Below are 16,169 nucleotides of genomic sequence, written 5' to 3'. Positions count from 1 at the left end.
CTCCAGCCCAGCATATAAATGATTTACCAAGTCCGCTAAATCCACGAAACGCAATAATCATCCTTGTAAAGGAGGAGATCTTTTGTCCACAGAAACTTCAGCCTTGCGCGAACAGATTCTGAGGCTGACCAGCCAATTTTACAGCAGCCGCTGGCCTGGCCGGTCTTTTGTGCCGGGGCGCGATTACGTGCCGGTCAGCGGCAAGGTGTTCGACGGAGATGAATTAATGAATCTGGTCGATGCTTCACTCGATTTCCATCTAACGGCAGGCAGGTATACGGGTGAATTCGAGCGGCACTTCGCCCAGATCATGGGCAGAAAGCATACCCTGCTGGTCAACTCCGGCTCCAGTGCCAATCTTCTTGCGGTTGCGGCGCTTACCTCGCCGCTGTTGGGCGAACGCCGGTTACTCCCGGGAGATGAGGTCATTACTGTTGCCGCCGGGTTTCCGACCACGGTCAATCCGCTGATACAGCATGGACTGATACCGGTATTCGTGGATGTAGAGCTTCCCACCTACAATATAGATACAGCGCAACTGGACGCAGCACTTGGTCCCCGTACCAAAGCGATCATGCTGGCGCATACCTTGGGCAATCCCTTCGACCTGGCCAGTGTCAAGGCATTCGCGGACCGGCATGGCCTGTGGCTGATCGAGGATACTTGTGATGCTGTAGGATCAATGTATGAAGGCCAGCCGGCGGGTTCCTTCGGTGATTTGGCGACTGTCAGCTTCTTCCCGGCGCATCATATGACGATGGGCGAGGGCGGCGCAGTGCTGACTTCGAGTGCCCGGTTGAAGAAGATTGTCGAATCCCTCCGCGACTGGGGCAGGGACTGCTGGTGCCAGCCGGGAACCGACAATACCTGCGGCAAGCGGTTCGACTGGACGAAGGGAGGGCTTCCGCCGGGATACGACCACAAATATACGTATAGCCACATCGGCTACAATCTGAAGGCTACCGATATGCAGGCTGCGATCGGGGTCGCCCAGCTTGAGAAGCTGGAGGGGTTCCATGCTGCACGCAGACACAACTTTGAATATCTGAAGGAAGCACTGAAGCCTGCCGAAGAGTGGATAATTCTTCCTGAGGCGACGCCGCGTAGTGAGCCCAGTTGGTTCGGCTTCCCGCTCACGGTGAGGGAAGATGCGCCCCTCTCGCGCAATGAAATTGTGCGTAGGCTGGAGGCGGCGCGGATTGGAACCCGGCTCTTATTCGCCGGGAACCTGCTGAAGCAGCCTGCATACTCTGGTGTGGCCCACCGCGTAGCGGGTCCACTGACCCAGACGGACAGAATTATGAACGATACGTTCTGGGTGGGCATCTATCCGGGGCTCACTACGGAGATGTTGGACTACACGGCCAAGGTGCTGTTAGGCCTGCCGGACGGCAAGGGGGGAAGAAAATGAAGGTAGTGATTCTGGCTGGGGGATATGGGACCCGCATCAGCGAAGAGACGGATGTGAAGCCCAAGCCGATGATTGAGATCGGTGACAAGCCGCTGCTGGTGCATATCATGGAACATTATGCGTCTTACGGCTTCGATGATTTTGTCATATGCCTGGGATATTTGGGGAACACCATCAAGCAGTATTTCGCCGATTTCTACTTGCAGAACTCCGATATTTCGTTTGATTACGGCAACGGTAACCAGATCACCCGCCATAACCGTCAGAAGCGGAACTGGAGGGTAACGCTCGCGGAGACAGGCAAAGAGGCGATGACTGGGGGAAGAATCCGGCAAGTCCACAAATATATCGGGGATGCCCCCTTTATGCTGACCTATGGGGACGGAATTGCCGATGTCGATGTACATCAATTACTGGAGTTCCACCGGTCCCACGGGAAATTAGCGACCGTTACGGCAGTTCAGCCGACAGGCCGTTTCGGTGCGCTGGATATTACGGAGGACAGCAGGGTAACCGGCTTCATAGAGAAGCCCAAGGGGGACGAAGGCTGGGTGAACGGCGGCTTCTTCGTTCTGCAGCCGGAGATTTTCTCCCTTATTCAAGGCGACAGCACCGTCTGGGAGCAGGAGCCGCTCCGGGAGCTGGCGGTGCGGGATGAACTCAGGGCTTACAAGCACCATGGCTTCTGGCAGCCGATGGATACGCTCCGCGACAAGCGGTATCTGCAGGAGCTGTGGCAGGAAGGGGGGCTCCCGTGGATGAGCAGCCGCTGACCGCTGAGGGATTTTGGAACGGGCGGCGTGTCTTCGTGACCGGGCATACCGGCTTCAAAGGAAGCTGGCTGACCCTGTGGCTGACGATGTTGGGTGCACGGGTAAGCGGCTATGCCTGGGACCGGGATGAGCCGAAGCTCTTCAAGCTGACCGGAGGAGAGCGGGAGGTCCATACGGTCTGGGGGGATGTGCGGAACCGGCAGCGGCTGGATGCGGCGCTGCGGGAAGCCGCACCGGAGGTCGTCTTCCATCTGGCCGCCCAGCCGCTGGTCCGCACTTCTTACCAGATTCCTGCAGACACCTTCGAGGTGAATGTGATGGGAACGGTGAACCTCCTGGAGGCGGTCGCAAGTGCCGTAGATTCCGGGATCTCTGTCAAAGCCGTCGTTAACGTGACTACGGATAAATGCTATGAGAACCGGGAGTGGATCTGGGGTTACCGCGAGACCGATCCGCTCGGAGGTTACGATCCTTATTCTTCCAGCAAGGCATGCTCCGAGCTGGTGACGCAGGCTTACCGCAGCAGCTTCTTTCATCCGGCGCATTATGCCGGGCATGGTGTGGCAGTTGCTACCGCCCGGGCGGGCAATGTCATCGGGGGCGGCGATGATTCGCAGGACCGTCTGGTCCCGGATTGCCTGCGGGCGTTCGCTGCAGGGCAGCGGCCCTTGCTGCGCAGCCCGGCGGCGACGCGGCCCTGGCAGCATGTACTGGAGCCGCTTAGCGGTTACCTGCTGCTGGCCGAGAAGCTAGTGCACGAGGGACCGGCGTATGCTGCCGCCTGGAACTTTGGCCCTGAGGAACAGAGCGTCCACAGTGTGCAGAGGGTTGCGGCCCGGCTGGCGGCGCTCTGGGGAGAAGGAGCCGGTATAGATATTGCCGCCTCCGCCGGACTGCACGAGGCGGGGGAGCTGCAGCTTGACAGCACCAAGGCCCGCCGTCTGCTGGGCTGGCGCTCCCGCTGGAGTGTGGAGCAGGCGCTGCAGAAGACGGTGGAATGGCAAAGGGAGCTGGGAGCGGGACGGGATATGCGGATGATATGCGAGCGTCAGATTTGCGAATATAGATCGGAGGATCAATAGGAGGGCACCAATGATAACTATCAGTCTATGTATGATTGTGCGTAATGAAGAGAATGGTCTGGGGCGTTGCCTGGACTGCGTTAAGGGTATTGCCGACGAGATCATTATTGTGGATACTGGCTCCACAGACCGGACCAAAGAGATCGCTGCAGAGTATGGCGCGGTTATTTATGACTTTGAATGGATTGACGACTTCGCCGCTGCCCGCAATGAAGCCTTCAGCAAGGCGACAATGGAATATATACTCTGGCTGGATGCAGACGATACCCTTGAGGAGATCGACCGAGTGCGCTTCAAGAAGCTGAAGGAGACGCTGTCGCCGCAGTACCAGTCTGTGACCATGCCCTACAATCTGGCCTTCGACAGTGAAGGCAAAGTGACCTCAAGCCTGAGACGTAACCGGCTGGTCCGGCGCGAATGCGGCTTCCAGTGGATCGGACCGGTACATGAGTATCTGGCGGTTGCCGGCAATACCTTTGACAGCGAGGTGTGCGTTACCCACAAGAAGGATAAGGTGCATACCGACCGCAATCTGCGCATCTACCGCGGACGCCAGGCCAAGGGAGAGGAGTTCTCACCGCGAGATCTCTATTACTTCGCCAATGAGCTCCGGGATCATGCGATCCATGAGGAAGCGCTGGAATATTACGAGAAGTTCCTGCAGACCGGGCAGGGCTGGATCGAAGATAATTATCAGGCCTGCCTGAAGATGGCGGAATGCCACGGGCATCTGAAGAATAAGGAAGGGAAGATGAGCGCGCTCTATCGTACCCTGAATTATGATATCCCCCGTTCGGAATTCTGCTGTCGCCTAGGCGGGGAATTCCTGGAGGCCGGGGAGTACCATCGGGCGATTTACTGGTTCGAACAGGCGATTACACTGCCGCGAAGATCACAGTCCCTGGGGCTGCAGGATATGACTTCCACCACTTGGGTGCCGCATTTGCAATTATGCGTATGCTATGACCGCTTAGGTGAATACATCAAGGCTAATTATCATAATGAATCAGCGTTAATGTATTATCCGACTCATCCCAGCATGCTGCATAACCGGAAGTATTATAAAGAGCTGCTGGGTGATTCATTCAGTGAATTATTCAATGCTTCATAAGAAGCAGGAGCAGAATTCAGAGCCAATACAATAAGCAGGCCCCGTTCTTTTAGAACGGGGCCTGCTTATTTTTTGTTATGGAATGATACAAATAGGTATTTTTACACATTTATTTCGAAGCACATGAATACCATTAAAGTAAATAAGTCCATTTAAATAGAGGAGCGATGTTATGGTCCGTCATTATACCCAACTGGAAATCATTAATTTATCGAAATTGCCCCCGACTACAGTGAAGAGATGGCTGGAATATTTCTCGTATTTTGTGCCGGGAAGCCGTCAGGGAGATCAGGTCCTCTACCCTTATGAAACTCTGAAACTGTTAAAACGGATCAGTGAACTGCGCATGGAACGCTATCATCTAAGCACCATTGTGCGTCTGCTGATAGAGGAAGGGTTCCCTATGTACAATAAGGGAGAACCGGAGGCACCTGCTTCAGAGAAAATGGACATCCGCACGACGGAGCAACCGGAGCCGGACAGACAGCAGCAGCTTGTCGCTTCGCTCTCGTCCCTGGCTAATGAACTGATCCGGATTGCCGATCATCTGAACCACTGGAAGTTGCAGTAAAACAAGCCGGGAGAATGGTGAGGGCGGAAGCGCCTGATATGACTTGGGCTTGTCCGAAGTCGGAGCAGGCCGTTGTTGTCCATAGCTGCGGATCTCTCAGCAGTGCTATGATTGCTGAAGAACAACGGTGGCCCGTTATTCTTCATCCTCTTCCAGATCAATCTCGGTTTCGGCGAGTTCTTCTATCAATTGTTCGGAAAGACCGATAGAATCGCCCAGCAGACGCAGTATACGGTCCATTTTGCTCAGACTCAGCCATTGGCCCCTGGTTATTTCTTCCAATAATCTGGCGGTTGTATTATTTAATTGGATCATGTTGCGGAAATTCATATTCCCGGGGTTGGATTGCACGAAGGCCTGCATTGCTTCCGCTTCGGCATTGATGATGTGGGACAGGGACATCTCGTTCATGGCAATCGAGGTTAACAGGAGAGAGATGCTCTCTTCCCTTGTGAGTGAGATATCGGGGGTAATATTGGGAACGTGGGGCATTGACATGCAGATCTCCTCCAGAATATGAAAGGTTGCCTTGCGCTTGGAACGGTCCGGTTATCTCTATATATACTTTCGACACAGATTGTCCTATTCCAGTTATTCTCTGAAGTCCGGCAAATCCGATATACCTTGGACTACAGGTGATAGGGACAAGTCAAAAGCACATATATATATAACGGTAAAGAAATCAAGCCAGGCAGCGGAGGTGATGAAGCGATGCTAAAGCGGGAACGGTTGATCAAAGCGATTATTCTGGCTGCGGCTCTGGAAGAGGAGGCGGTCTCGGCTCTGCTCGCGGCTGAAATCCGCAAGCTGGAGTATATCACTGCCTATGAAGGAATCTTGGAGACTCGGCATACCCGCGCCCTTCAGCAGGCGGTGGCCAGAGTCATCATGGCTCTGGCTCAGCATCAGGCCATGATCTGCCGGACACTGGATACCAGCGGACGGCTGGCACGAGAGGTGAATGGGTATGAAGGCTGAACGTCAGAAGCCGGAGGATGAACTGCTGGTGCAGGCGATTCATAAAACAATGGGACAGATGGAGCAGCTTAAGCAGGTTTGTCTACAGCTCTCCGTCAATGCGGATGCGGAGCTGGAGTTGTTCATGCGCGAGACAGAGCGGCTGCTGGACCGGGTTCAGCCTGCCCCTCCTGCGGCTGGAATGCAAGAGCCGGTGCGCAGAGAGCAGGCTCCCGTGGTCATCAAGCAGTCTGCCCCTCCTGCGGCTGCATACGCATCAGGGCGCAAGGTTGTCTATTCTTCCGGCAAGTCCGTCCGGTTCATTCAGCGGCGCTCTGCGCAGGCCACGCGCAAGCGGACGTTCCACAAGAAGCGAGGGCGGACCGCAGGAGCACGCCCGGCTGTCGAACGCAAGCGGCAGCAACGGCCACAGACGAAGCCTGCGCTTCAGAAGAAGGCAGTGGAGCCGCAGTTGCCGAAGAAGACAGTGGAGCCGCAGTTGCCGAAGGCGGCAGTGGAGCGGCAGCAGCCGAAGGTGGCAGTGGAGCGGCAGCAGCCGAAGGTGGCAGTGGAGCGGCAGCAGCCGAAGAAGACAGTGAAGCCGCAACTGCCGAAGAAGGCAGTGGAGCGACAGCAGCCGAAGAGGACAGTGGACCCGCAGCCGTCGAAGAGAACGCCAACCACGAAGGCACAGCAGCCCGTTGACTATTCCGGGATAAGAACCTCGTCCAATCTAAAAATCTCTTTCTAGTAATAGTGAACTTGGTCACGCCTGGAATGGGATAGGCAGTAGGAACTAATTGGATTTTGCACACTTGCTGACGGACGAATGGACGTTTATACAACAGCAGTTGGAAAAACAGCACTTCTATCATCGCCATTAGGGTATATTGGATAATTAACCTGAAATAGCTGCTGTTTTTCCACTAGTACAGTGTCAGATTTAAAAGGATGGATAAGCTTGTGAAACTCAGGGGTTCCTGTAATGAAACCCTACCCTCCCAAAAAATCTAACGGACCGAAAAGACCTTATTCCCACGAGAACGCCACCTTATGCAGCGTAACGGACTCAGGCGACCTTATCGTCCTTCTACGAGTCGTTTTGGGGCTGAATTGCAGGGGATAAGGTCCCTGGGGTCCGTTAATCGCCCAAGTGACGACTTTCTTCCCGGATAAGAGCACCTCAGTCCGTTACGCTAGGCAAACGCCCCTAAAGAACAACCCCCGCTTGGAAAAGTTGCAATTTGAAGGGGAATTGCTTCTGCTTCACTATTTTAAATCTGATGAGGTACTTGCTTCCGTCCATCCGTCTGGAATTAACTAATTAAGATACATTTCTCCGCTTGCTTAACCACAGGAGCCTGAGCCACAGGGGGCGGTTATCTGAGTAGGCCGGCTTTAAATGCACTTCGAGTTACCCATGCGCTTCTAGCTTCTGCCCTCTCCGGGCAGCTGCCACACCCCGGCTTCAGGGTCGTAGTCATTCACAACTCTGGCAGGATTGCCCGCCGCAATACAATAATCCGGCAGGTCCCGGGTCACTACGCTGTTGGGTGTGATCCTGCAGCTTGTACCAATCGTAACGTTGCCGACGATGACACAATGGGCGCCAATCTCGCTTCCGGCACCGATTCGTACCCGCTGGCTACTGGAGGTGATCCACTGGTCGCGGATGGGAATGCCGATCTGACGGTATTGGTGGTCGGTGTCAGCGATATAGACATCAGGACCAAGGATGACATTCTCTTCGAGCACGACGCTGTTCGCAGCGGTAATAATCAGATTGCGGCTGCACTTGCAGCCGTCTCCGATCGAAATTGCGGGTGGCTCGCTCTGACCTGGGTGAATAACGGTGAACCAGCTATTCTCCTGAATCAGTACATTTTGGCCAATAGACACCTTCTCCGGACAGTTGATGTCGGTCTTAAGCATAATCAGACTGCCGTGTCCGAACCTGCTGAAGCGTTGTTGAAATTCAGAGCTGATCCCTTCCATACTCTGATCACTCCTTTCAGATTGACTGGACAAGCCTGCTTAGGCCTGCCCAGGGTTGTGAACGTTAGATATAGTGGTGTCTGGCCTGGATCGCCTTGATATGTCCATGGAGATCGTCAAAGTATAATTCGTTCCGGTAAGCCGCAGTCAATACCTCTTCAAAATCACCGGGCTGCAGCTGCTGCAAGTTTCTCTCCAGCATGTAGTTGTACCACCAGAGCAAAAAAGTGTAGGCGATATGCTTCTTCTCGGCTGCCAGAGCGGCTTCACTCAACCCCCTGTCCCGGAAGTAATTTAGAACGTTGAGATACGATGTAATGAATGTCTGGGCGAAGCTGTATCCTCCTGTAATCTTGTCGCTGCTTGTCAGCAGCTTGCGGCGATAGACACAATAATCCGGAGTAATCTCTAGAATGGAGAACTCCAAATAGACCTGGATAAGATTGGAGTTGATGAACAGCTCCTTAGTGGGAATCTGTTCATACTCCTTCCTGCGCATAATGATCCCGGAAATAAATGTGCTGTAGATGGACACATGCTGCACATAATTACTTATACCTGCAGCCCGGTCAACCTGCCCGCTGTTTCCAAGGATATCCAGGAAGAGTAAGCTGCAGTCCTTGTTGTATTCAATAAGACGGAATACTTCATCCAGAGAGCCGGGCAGCCAGTAGTCATCGTCACCGTGAAGCTTAATGAATTCACCACGGGCATAGCCAGCACATTTCAAAAAGTTGGAGTCTCCTCCTTCATTATGTTCGTTCCGAAAGTAGCGAATGTTGGAATAACGTGACTGGTATTTCCGGACAAGCTCTCCGGTATGGTCTGGGGAGGCATTATCCGAAATGATCACTTCGAAATCCTCCAGTCTGGTGTTCTGGCTGTAGATACTGTTGAGGCAATGATCGAGCTCTGCTTCCCGATTAAAAGTAGGGATGCAGATGCTGAGCAGCAAGGGTGGGCTGTGGTCTTCTGCATTCAAGGCCGCTTCTGCTACAGTCAGGCTCTCGTCTGCAGGTATACCTTCTTCTGGTACCGGCAAGACCTCTTCTGTTGCAGGTGACTCCTCTTGTTCCCTGGATAAGACATTGCCGATCTTCAGCCACTTCCGGGCATTGGAATCGTATTGCTTGATCACTCTGGCAGGTGCTCCCACTGCTACACAATAGTCGGGGATTACCGTACCGGATATGACAACCGAGCCTGCACCAATCACGCAACCCTTGCCGATAGATACCTGTCCGGCAATTACAGAGTTGGCGCCGATCCAGCTTCCGGAGCCGATAGTCACAGCGTGGCTCCAGGAATCCACTCCTTGTTTCCGGATGGGGGAATGGGTATCCTGGTAAGCCAGATTGTGATCGGAGATATGCACGCCCGGTGAAATGGCGACCTGGGAGCCGATAACGATACGGTTAACCGCCGACAGACTGCACCGGCGCCCAATATCGCTTCCCGCACCGATCTGGATACGCGGCTCCACTCCGAGGTTATTGTACGGGAGCATGATCCAGCAATCTGCCTGCAGCTTAACATCATTGCCCAGTGAGACCCCTTCCGTGCCAAATAGATCACAGGAGGAATGAATATTGCATCCGCTGCCTAACCGGTAGAACCGATGCAGGCCGTGGATTGCGCCATAGCCGTATTGGTCGAGGTAGATACGACGGGCCTCTTCATAGCCGTTGGATGTAACTACGGGGCCACAGTCATGCAGACACCAGGGCAGGTGCTGCCTGACAACCCCTACTTCATAGCCGCTGCTGATGAATTCCTGACTGTGCGAAGCATCATAGAAGTGCCAGCCGGAGAACAAGTCCTTACGCCAGGGCAGGTCGTACTGGGTAACCATCAGCAGACCGTCGAGCGCCTCCACACTTTCATAGTCCCCCGCCGGCTGCGTGAATTCAAGCGGCTGAAGCTGCCCGGTGTGGCTCTCGATGACCCTCCCGTACTTCCGGGCTGCATCCCACCAGGTACCGGAGGACGGCAGTACCTTGGCCCCCGCGACACCGAGCATACCAAGAGATGGATGAGCAGAGAACAGACGGACGATGTCCGCAATAAATTTCGGATTAAGGATATGGACATCCTGATGCAGATATACCTTATACTTGGCATCAGAATGGAGCATCGCCTCATCGTACCCCGCTGCCATACTAGTGGCATTCTTCAAGATTTGAAGGTCTACGGTGAATCCATCCGGTTTAATTAACTGTTTTAGATTTTGCTGACTGCGTTCGGCCAGTTCATCATCATTTACACACATAATGAAACAAATTTTACGGTCATCCATGTCGCTGAAATCCTCTCCTTTATCCTCAGAATCCGGCATTCTGGTGATTTACCGGACTTAATGGACCCGAAGCTTACAGTTATACCAGCTGCCTGGGCATAGTCTATGTATATTCAGGCAATGGCCAAACATCAATATTTTTTGGAAGACAGCAGGAATCATTCTCCTGTTCTGATGTGTTCCACGGCCTCGGTCAATGTATAACGGCACAGGCAGAAATGCGGATTGGATTGCAACATTGCATATTGCCTAGACACCCATGGGTCCAGATCATCCTGGGCTTGCACAGAATAGGCCGCTTCTTCCCAGCCCAGTCTGTTCAGAACAAGCGGGAGAGGAGAGACAGAGCGCGCTGCCGTATGTCTGACATATTCGGATAGCCCTTCATACCGTTCCGGCTGGGAGGTGCGGCGTAGAGGTGAGCGCTGTGTCAGTATGATGGAGCAGTCTGGATGTGTATGCAGCACATTCAGAAACGGAACTAGAGAGTCATGGAGCAAAGGTCTCCCTGGGTCGTGCAGCATTATAAACTTACCGCGTGCCATGTCCGCGGCCTGAACGTTAAGGAGACTGTGGACCACGGGAGCCGGATTGCGGAAATAGCGGAGGCTGCGGTACAGATTCTCGTAGTAGCTGGCTATTTCCCCAGTCTCCTCTGTTGAAGCATCATCGTAGATGCACACCTCGATTAACCCTGCATCATCAGTCTGGGCATAGATCGACTCCAGGCAGCTTCTCAGCGCTTCAGTCTGGTTGTGTACCGGCAAGCAAATGGATAGCAGCGGCTCCACCCTTCTGCGTGCGAGTACCTCCCGCGCTTCTGCTTCGCTGTGTACCCTGATCCACTCTCCGGAAGCAGGCTCGTAAATCCGGCGGAATTCGGCCGGATTGCCGGCGACTACGCAATAATCCGGCACATCCTGCAGGACCACGCTGCCTGCACCGACCACACAGCCTTTGCCAATCTTCACATGGCCCAGAATCGAGGAATGTGCGCCGATCCAGGAGCTCTCCCCGATGGTAACTCTGGCAGGGCCGCGATCATCCCTCTCCCAAGCTTGCATGACGTCAGTAATAAATACATGCGGACCTGTCATTACGTCCGCCTTCAGTTCCACCTTGCCGGTTGCATGGATTGTAAGGAAACGGCTGCATTCACAGCGGTCTCCGATTACAATCCGGGGCGAGCCATTCTTGTCGGGAGAGGGAATCTCCCACCGGTAGCCTTCCCGCACCAGCACGCCGGCTCCGATTGCTGTCTGCTCCGGCAAAGACAACACACCGCCCAAGGCGATCCTGCAGCCGGTTCCGTAACGATAGAAACGATTATAGAGCGAGGGGGGAATGGTATCCATGTCTTCCTCCTAGTATCAACTGGAATACATATACAGTGTGAAGATTCTGTACTAGCTTATGAGCAGGAATGGAAATCATTCGGAGAAATCCGGCCGAATGATCCGGCAGGGCCGGCATATACATATACGAGAAATCCGGTAAGTCCGGAAATTCAGATTGTGCAAGAGGGAGGAGAAGACTTGCCGACGATCAGCTTGTGTATGATTGTATGCAATGAGGAGAAGAGTCTGGGTCGATGCCTGTCATCGGTAGCGGATCTTGTGGATGAGATCGTCATCGTGGACACCGGCTCCACGGACCGTACGAAAGAGATTGCGGCTGGTTATGGGGCCAGGCTCTATGATTTTGAGTGGATACAGGATTTCGCAGCCGCACGCAACTACTCATTCAGTCATGCATCCTGCGAGTATGTGATGTGGCTTGACGCGGATGATGTTATAGAGGAGACGGACCGGGAACGGTTCAAGGCCTTGAAGGCCTCTTTGTCTTCCGAATATCATTCGGTTGCCATGAATTATGTCCTATCCACAGATGACGACGGGAAGCCTCTCTATAGCTTGAGGCGAAACCGCCTGCTCCGGCGTGACTGCCAGTTCCAGTGGATTGGCGATGTGCACGAATATATTGAGGTGACCCCGCCGACACTCGATAGCGATATAAGTATTACGCACAAGAAAGATAAGGAATACACCGAACGCAATCTGGATATTTACCGCAAAATGATAGCCGATGACAAGCCGTTCTCTCCAAGAGACCGGCTGTATTATGCCAACGAGCTATACGATCATGCCTACTATCATGAGGCACTGGAGAACTATAGACGCTTCCTGGCAGACGGAGAGGGCTGGGTAGAGGATAATATTCAGGCATGTATGAGAATGGCGGACAGTTATGAGGCGCTAGGGCAAAAGCAGGAGCAGCTACCAGCCTTGTGCCGCTCATTCGATTATGATCTCCCGCGGGCGGAGACCTGCTGTAAGATAGGTTATTATTTCATGGATTTGCTGCAATACGAGCAGGCGCTCTACTGGTTCAAACTGGCAACAACCTTGCCTAAGAGGGGAGAGCCGGGAACGGAAGAATACTCTGCCGGTACATGGCTGCCGAATCTGCAGCTCTGTATCTGCTATGACAAGCTTGGTCAACATCAGTATGCCGACTTCTGCAATGAGATTGCCTATGCCCAGTACCCTGCCCACTTCAGTGTCCAATATAACCGGAATTATTATCGGAACCTGTTGGGAAGCAGTCATATTGAGATAGACACCCCTGTCTTTGAAGAACGAAAGGAGTTGACCGTATGAAGACGAGCATCATTATTCTCACCCTTAATCAGCTTCTGTTAACTGTTCAATGTCTGGAGAGCATCAAGAGAAATACTCCGGAAGAGCATGAGATTATCGTCGTAGACAATCATTCAAGCGACGAAACAGTGCATTTCCTGAAGACGTATTATCCTGAAGTGAAGCTGATTGAGAATAAGGAGAATCTGGGTTTCGCCAAGGGCTGCAACCAAGGAGCCGAGGTAGCGGAAGGAGAAGCGTTCCTCTTCCTGAACAATGACACGGTGGTTCCGCCCGGCTGGCTGGCGCCCATGCTCCGTGCTCTGAACAGTGACAGCACTGTCGGTATGACAGGTCCTGTGACGAACTACATCAGCGGGCATCAGCGTATTCCGGTGACCTACAGTGAATTGAGGGATATGGAGCCCTTTGCGGCAGAGTACTGTGAGTCGAAGCGGGGCCAGGTTCAGGAGGTTGCCCGCCTGATCGGCTTCTGTCTGCTGGTCAAACGCAGTGTAATGGATGAGATAGGCTTCTTCGATGAACGTTACGGCCTGGGGAATTATGAGGATGACGATTTGTGTCTGCGTGCGGTCCAGCACGGCTACAAGCTGCTTGTTGCCGAGGATTCGTTCATTCACCATATCGGTCACGCCAGTATGGGACAGAGTGCTTCCTTCGACTTATCTACCTTAATGAAGGAGAACAAGACGAAGGCTTTTCAAAAATGGGGGGCGGATATTCACTCCCTGCTGTATGCTCCCCCCATCCGCCTCAGCGTGGGGATCATTGCGTCCGGGGATGAAGAGGCGCTGGAGCAGACGCTGGAATCTTTTGCCGGGCTGGCAGAACAAGTGATTATACTGGACCCCACGAACAATGAACGCATTGCGCAGACCGCTGCACGCTACACCAAGGAGGTATATACCGTGAAGGGGAAGGTGGATGTGCAGATGTGCAGGGAATGGATCAGCCATATGGCCAAGGAGCCTTATATTCTCTGGCTGAAGGAAGGGGATTACCTGGATGGGGAGGAACGCCGGAGGTTCGCGGGACTGAAGCGTTCATTATTCCACCGGTACAATGTAGTCTCTATCAGCAGTGCGGATGGTCCGCGTTATATGATCCTGCAAGCGGGCGAAAGGATCTACCCGGAGGATATTGAGGAGCCGCGACAGAATGCATTCTTCGGTCACATCAGCCGGGTTACTATTAGCCGCAAGTCCGAGTATGCGGAAGTGTAAGGCGGCAGAGGGCAGCATCAGTGGATATATAGGGAAATAAACTCATAGTGATCAAGGAGGGGAATTATGGAGCAGGATCTGGTAACCATCGCTATACTGGCCAAGGACAAGGGACATGTGCTACCGCTCTATCTGGAACTGATTGAGAAGCAGACCTACCCGGCATCGCGGATCAATCTGTACATTCGCACGAACAACAACAATGACCGGACCAAGGAAATTCTTGAAGAGTGGGTAGAACGGGTCGGTGAACGATACCATGAGGTTCATTTCGATGCCAGTGATGTGGAAGAGCCCGTCCAGGACTATACTCCGCATGACTGGAATTACCTTCGTCTTAGGGTAATGGCGAGGCTGCGGCAGGAGTCCATAGAATGGGCCAAATCGAGAAACTCACACTATTTTGTACCGGATTGTGATAATTTCATCATCTCAGATACGCTGGAGAGCCTGCTTTCCACGAATCTGCCTGTGGTGGGCCCTTTGCTTACATTGGCAGAGTCACCCTTGAGCTACTATTCCAACTACCATAATGTGGTAGATGAGGACGGTTATTTGAAGCACTCTGAGCATTATCCCCTGTATTTGTATCAGATAGTCAAGGGATTGCTGCAAGTGGATGTTATCCACTGCACCTATCTGATGCGTTATGAAATTCTGGATCATGTCCGCTATGAAGACGGCAGCGGCCGCCATGAATATGTCATCGTAAGCGACGGATTGAGAAAAGCGGGCATCCCTCAATATCTGGATAATCGTAAAAAATACGGGCTGTTAACCTTCTGCGATACCGAAGAGCAATTCGGCGCATTTAATCTTACAGCCGACCATTTCGAATAGCGGAACGGAGGTATAACCATGAAGCTGGTACTTCTATCCGGCGGTTCCGGTATTCGCCTGTGGCCGCTCTCCAGCAGTATCCGCAGCAAGCAGTTCCTGCAGGTTCTGCCCGCTCCAGGCGGCGGCCGCGAATCCATGCTTCAACGGATCTGGCGGCAGTTGTCTGCTGCGGGTCTTGGGGATGAAGCCTATATTGCAACGTCAAGCGGTCAAGAGAATCTGATCAGGAAGCAGCTTGGCGCCGTTCTGCCGATCATCATTGAACCCCGGCGCAGAGATACCTTCCCGGCAGTCAGTCTCGCCGCAGCCTATTTATATTCGGTGGAGAAGATTGCCCCAGAGGAGACGGTGATTGTACTGCCAGTAGATGCTTATGTCAGCGATGATTTCTTCTTCAAGCTGGCAGAACTGGAGCAGGCACTTCATCATTCGGATGCGGAGATCGCGCTGCTTGGGGCGAGACCCGCTGGTCCGTCAGAGAAATATGGGTATATTGTCCCATCCCCTTCATCAGTCTCAACTGACAGGAATCTGGAGCAGCAAGGGTATGTAAACGTGGATCGCTTCGTAGAGAAACCAGACAGACCAGCGGCAGAGGCGCTGCTGGCGCAGCAGGCGATGTGGAATTGCGGCATCTTCGCTTTCCGCCTCCGCGATCTGCTCAGCCGGCTGGAGTCGGCCGGCTTCCCGGCGGATTATGCGGAATTACAGCACCACTATCACCGCCTTCCCAAGAGCAGCTTCGACATTGAGGTGCTGGAAGGAAATAGGCGGCTTATCTGTGTGCCTTATCTGAATAGCTGGAAGGATCTAGGCACCTGGAATACATTATCCGAAGAGATAGCGTCCTCTGTTCTGGGATGGGGCCAGATCAGCGCAGATTCATCGAATTGTCAGATTGTCAATGAACTGGACATTCCCGTGATGCTTGTCGGACTGGACGATGTGATTGTGGCTGCAGGTCCGGGAGGTATTCTTGTCGCACGGAAGGATGCAGCGGACCATCTGAAGCAACTGCTTCCTGCGCCGGATACGCAGACCAGGAAAGAGGGCATTCCTTGCGATTGATGTCATATAGGCTTACGAATAGACATGGGCTGTCCGACTTTATCCGACAATGTTCTATGCTGTCGGATACCTTCATAAGGTAGAGAAGTGATGTTAATTCGCACTCACATCACTCTGCCCAGTGCGTCTGCGCAGTCCGGTAAATCCATTAAGAGAGGAGGCAGCTCCAATATGCCAGAAGG

At 53.3% G+C, this 16,169-nt stretch carries 15 protein-coding genes; 11 read left to right on the top strand and 4 right to left on the bottom strand.

Features of this window, described 5'->3' with window-relative positions; translation table 11 throughout:
* Positions 1-82 precede the first annotated feature (82 nt).
* The 5 genes from rfbH to MHH28_RS13155 all read left to right on the top strand — a co-directional run bounded on the left by rfbH (position 83) and on the right by MHH28_RS13155 (position 4,948).
* Positions 83-1,411, top strand: a complete 1,329-nt coding sequence (gene rfbH / locus MHH28_RS13175; RefSeq protein ID WP_405115563.1) for a lipopolysaccharide biosynthesis protein RfbH — start codon at positions 83-85, stop codon at positions 1,409-1,411.
* Positions 1,408-2,184 carry a glucose-1-phosphate cytidylyltransferase gene (rfbF, locus tag MHH28_RS13170; RefSeq protein WP_405115561.1) on the top strand — a complete coding sequence of 259 codons (777 nt, stop codon included), beginning with the start codon at positions 1,408-1,410 and terminating at the stop codon, positions 2,182-2,184. The genes rfbH and rfbF overlap by 4 nt, the downstream gene beginning before the upstream one ends.
* Positions 2,166-3,266 carry a CDP-glucose 4,6-dehydratase gene (gene rfbG / locus MHH28_RS13165; protein ID WP_405115558.1) on the top strand — a complete coding sequence of 367 codons (1,101 nt, stop codon included), beginning with the start codon at positions 2,166-2,168 and terminating at the stop codon, positions 3,264-3,266. The genes rfbF and rfbG overlap by 19 nt, the downstream gene beginning before the upstream one ends.
* A gap of 10 nt (positions 3,267-3,276) precedes the next feature.
* Complete coding sequence (locus MHH28_RS13160; RefSeq protein ID WP_405115556.1) at positions 3,277-4,377, top strand: glycosyltransferase; 1,101 nt, start codon at positions 3,277-3,279, stop codon at positions 4,375-4,377.
* Positions 4,378-4,549: 172 nt separating this feature from the next.
* Positions 4,550-4,948, top strand: a complete 399-nt coding sequence (locus MHH28_RS13155; RefSeq protein WP_405115555.1) for a MerR family transcriptional regulator — start codon at positions 4,550-4,552, stop codon at positions 4,946-4,948.
* Positions 4,949-5,083: 135 nt separating this feature from the next.
* Here MHH28_RS13155 and MHH28_RS13150 read toward each other — a convergent pair whose 3' ends face one another.
* Positions 5,084-5,446, bottom strand: a complete 363-nt coding sequence (locus tag MHH28_RS13150; RefSeq protein ID WP_405115553.1) for a hypothetical protein — start codon at positions 5,444-5,446, stop codon at positions 5,084-5,086.
* 213 nt (positions 5,447-5,659) lie between these two features.
* Here MHH28_RS13150 and MHH28_RS13145 point away from each other — a divergent pair, with 213 nt between their 5' ends.
* Positions 5,660-5,926 (top strand): hypothetical protein, encoded by a 267-nt coding sequence (locus tag MHH28_RS13145; RefSeq protein ID WP_405115551.1) that lies wholly within the window; start codon positions 5,660-5,662, stop codon positions 5,924-5,926.
* Positions 5,916-6,656 (top strand): hypothetical protein, encoded by a 741-nt coding sequence (locus MHH28_RS13140; RefSeq protein WP_405115549.1) that lies wholly within the window; start codon positions 5,916-5,918, stop codon positions 6,654-6,656. The genes MHH28_RS13145 and MHH28_RS13140 overlap by 11 nt, the downstream gene beginning before the upstream one ends.
* Positions 6,657-7,333: 677 nt before the next feature.
* Here MHH28_RS13140 and MHH28_RS13135 read toward each other — a convergent pair.
* The 3 genes from MHH28_RS13135 to MHH28_RS13125 all read right to left on the bottom strand — a co-directional run bounded on the left by MHH28_RS13135 (position 7,334) and on the right by MHH28_RS13125 (position 11,551).
* Positions 7,334-7,900 carry an acyltransferase gene (locus MHH28_RS13135; protein WP_405115547.1) on the bottom strand — a complete coding sequence of 189 codons (567 nt, stop codon included), beginning with the start codon at positions 7,898-7,900 and terminating at the stop codon, positions 7,334-7,336.
* Between the two features lie 64 nt (positions 7,901-7,964).
* On the bottom strand, positions 7,965-10,169 hold the full coding sequence (locus tag MHH28_RS13130; RefSeq protein ID WP_405117065.1) for a glycosyltransferase: 2,205 nt from the start codon (positions 10,167-10,169) through the stop codon (positions 7,965-7,967).
* A gap of 185 nt (positions 10,170-10,354) precedes the next feature.
* On the bottom strand, positions 10,355-11,551 hold the full coding sequence (locus MHH28_RS13125) for a glycosyltransferase (protein WP_405115545.1): 1,197 nt from the start codon (positions 11,549-11,551) through the stop codon (positions 10,355-10,357).
* A gap of 201 nt (positions 11,552-11,752) precedes the next feature.
* Here MHH28_RS13125 and MHH28_RS13120 point away from each other — a divergent pair, with 201 nt between their 5' ends.
* The 4 genes from MHH28_RS13120 to MHH28_RS13105 all read left to right on the top strand — a co-directional run bounded on the left by MHH28_RS13120 (position 11,753) and on the right by MHH28_RS13105 (position 15,987).
* On the top strand, positions 11,753-12,856 hold the full coding sequence (locus tag MHH28_RS13120) for a glycosyltransferase (protein WP_405115543.1): 1,104 nt from the start codon (positions 11,753-11,755) through the stop codon (positions 12,854-12,856).
* Positions 12,853-14,079, top strand: a complete 1,227-nt coding sequence (locus tag MHH28_RS13115) for a glycosyltransferase family 2 protein (protein ID WP_405115541.1) — start codon at positions 12,853-12,855, stop codon at positions 14,077-14,079. The genes MHH28_RS13120 and MHH28_RS13115 overlap by 4 nt, the downstream gene beginning before the upstream one ends.
* A gap of 66 nt (positions 14,080-14,145) precedes the next feature.
* Positions 14,146-14,919, top strand: coding sequence for a hypothetical protein (locus MHH28_RS13110; RefSeq protein ID WP_405115539.1), 774 nt, complete (start codon positions 14,146-14,148; stop codon positions 14,917-14,919).
* Between the two features lie 18 nt (positions 14,920-14,937).
* A complete protein-coding gene (locus MHH28_RS13105) occupies positions 14,938-15,987 on the top strand; it encodes a sugar phosphate nucleotidyltransferase (RefSeq protein WP_405115537.1) in 1,050 nt (349 codons plus the stop codon).
* The last annotated feature ends 182 nt before the right edge of the window (positions 15,988-16,169 follow it).

Source organism: Paenibacillus sp. FSL K6-1217 (assembly GCF_045040735.1).
Lineage (GTDB): Bacteria > Bacillota > Bacilli > Paenibacillales > Paenibacillaceae > Paenibacillus_AQ.
The sequence above is the reverse complement of the archived record's forward strand: the minus strand, read 5'-3'. Positions and strand labels throughout refer to the sequence as shown.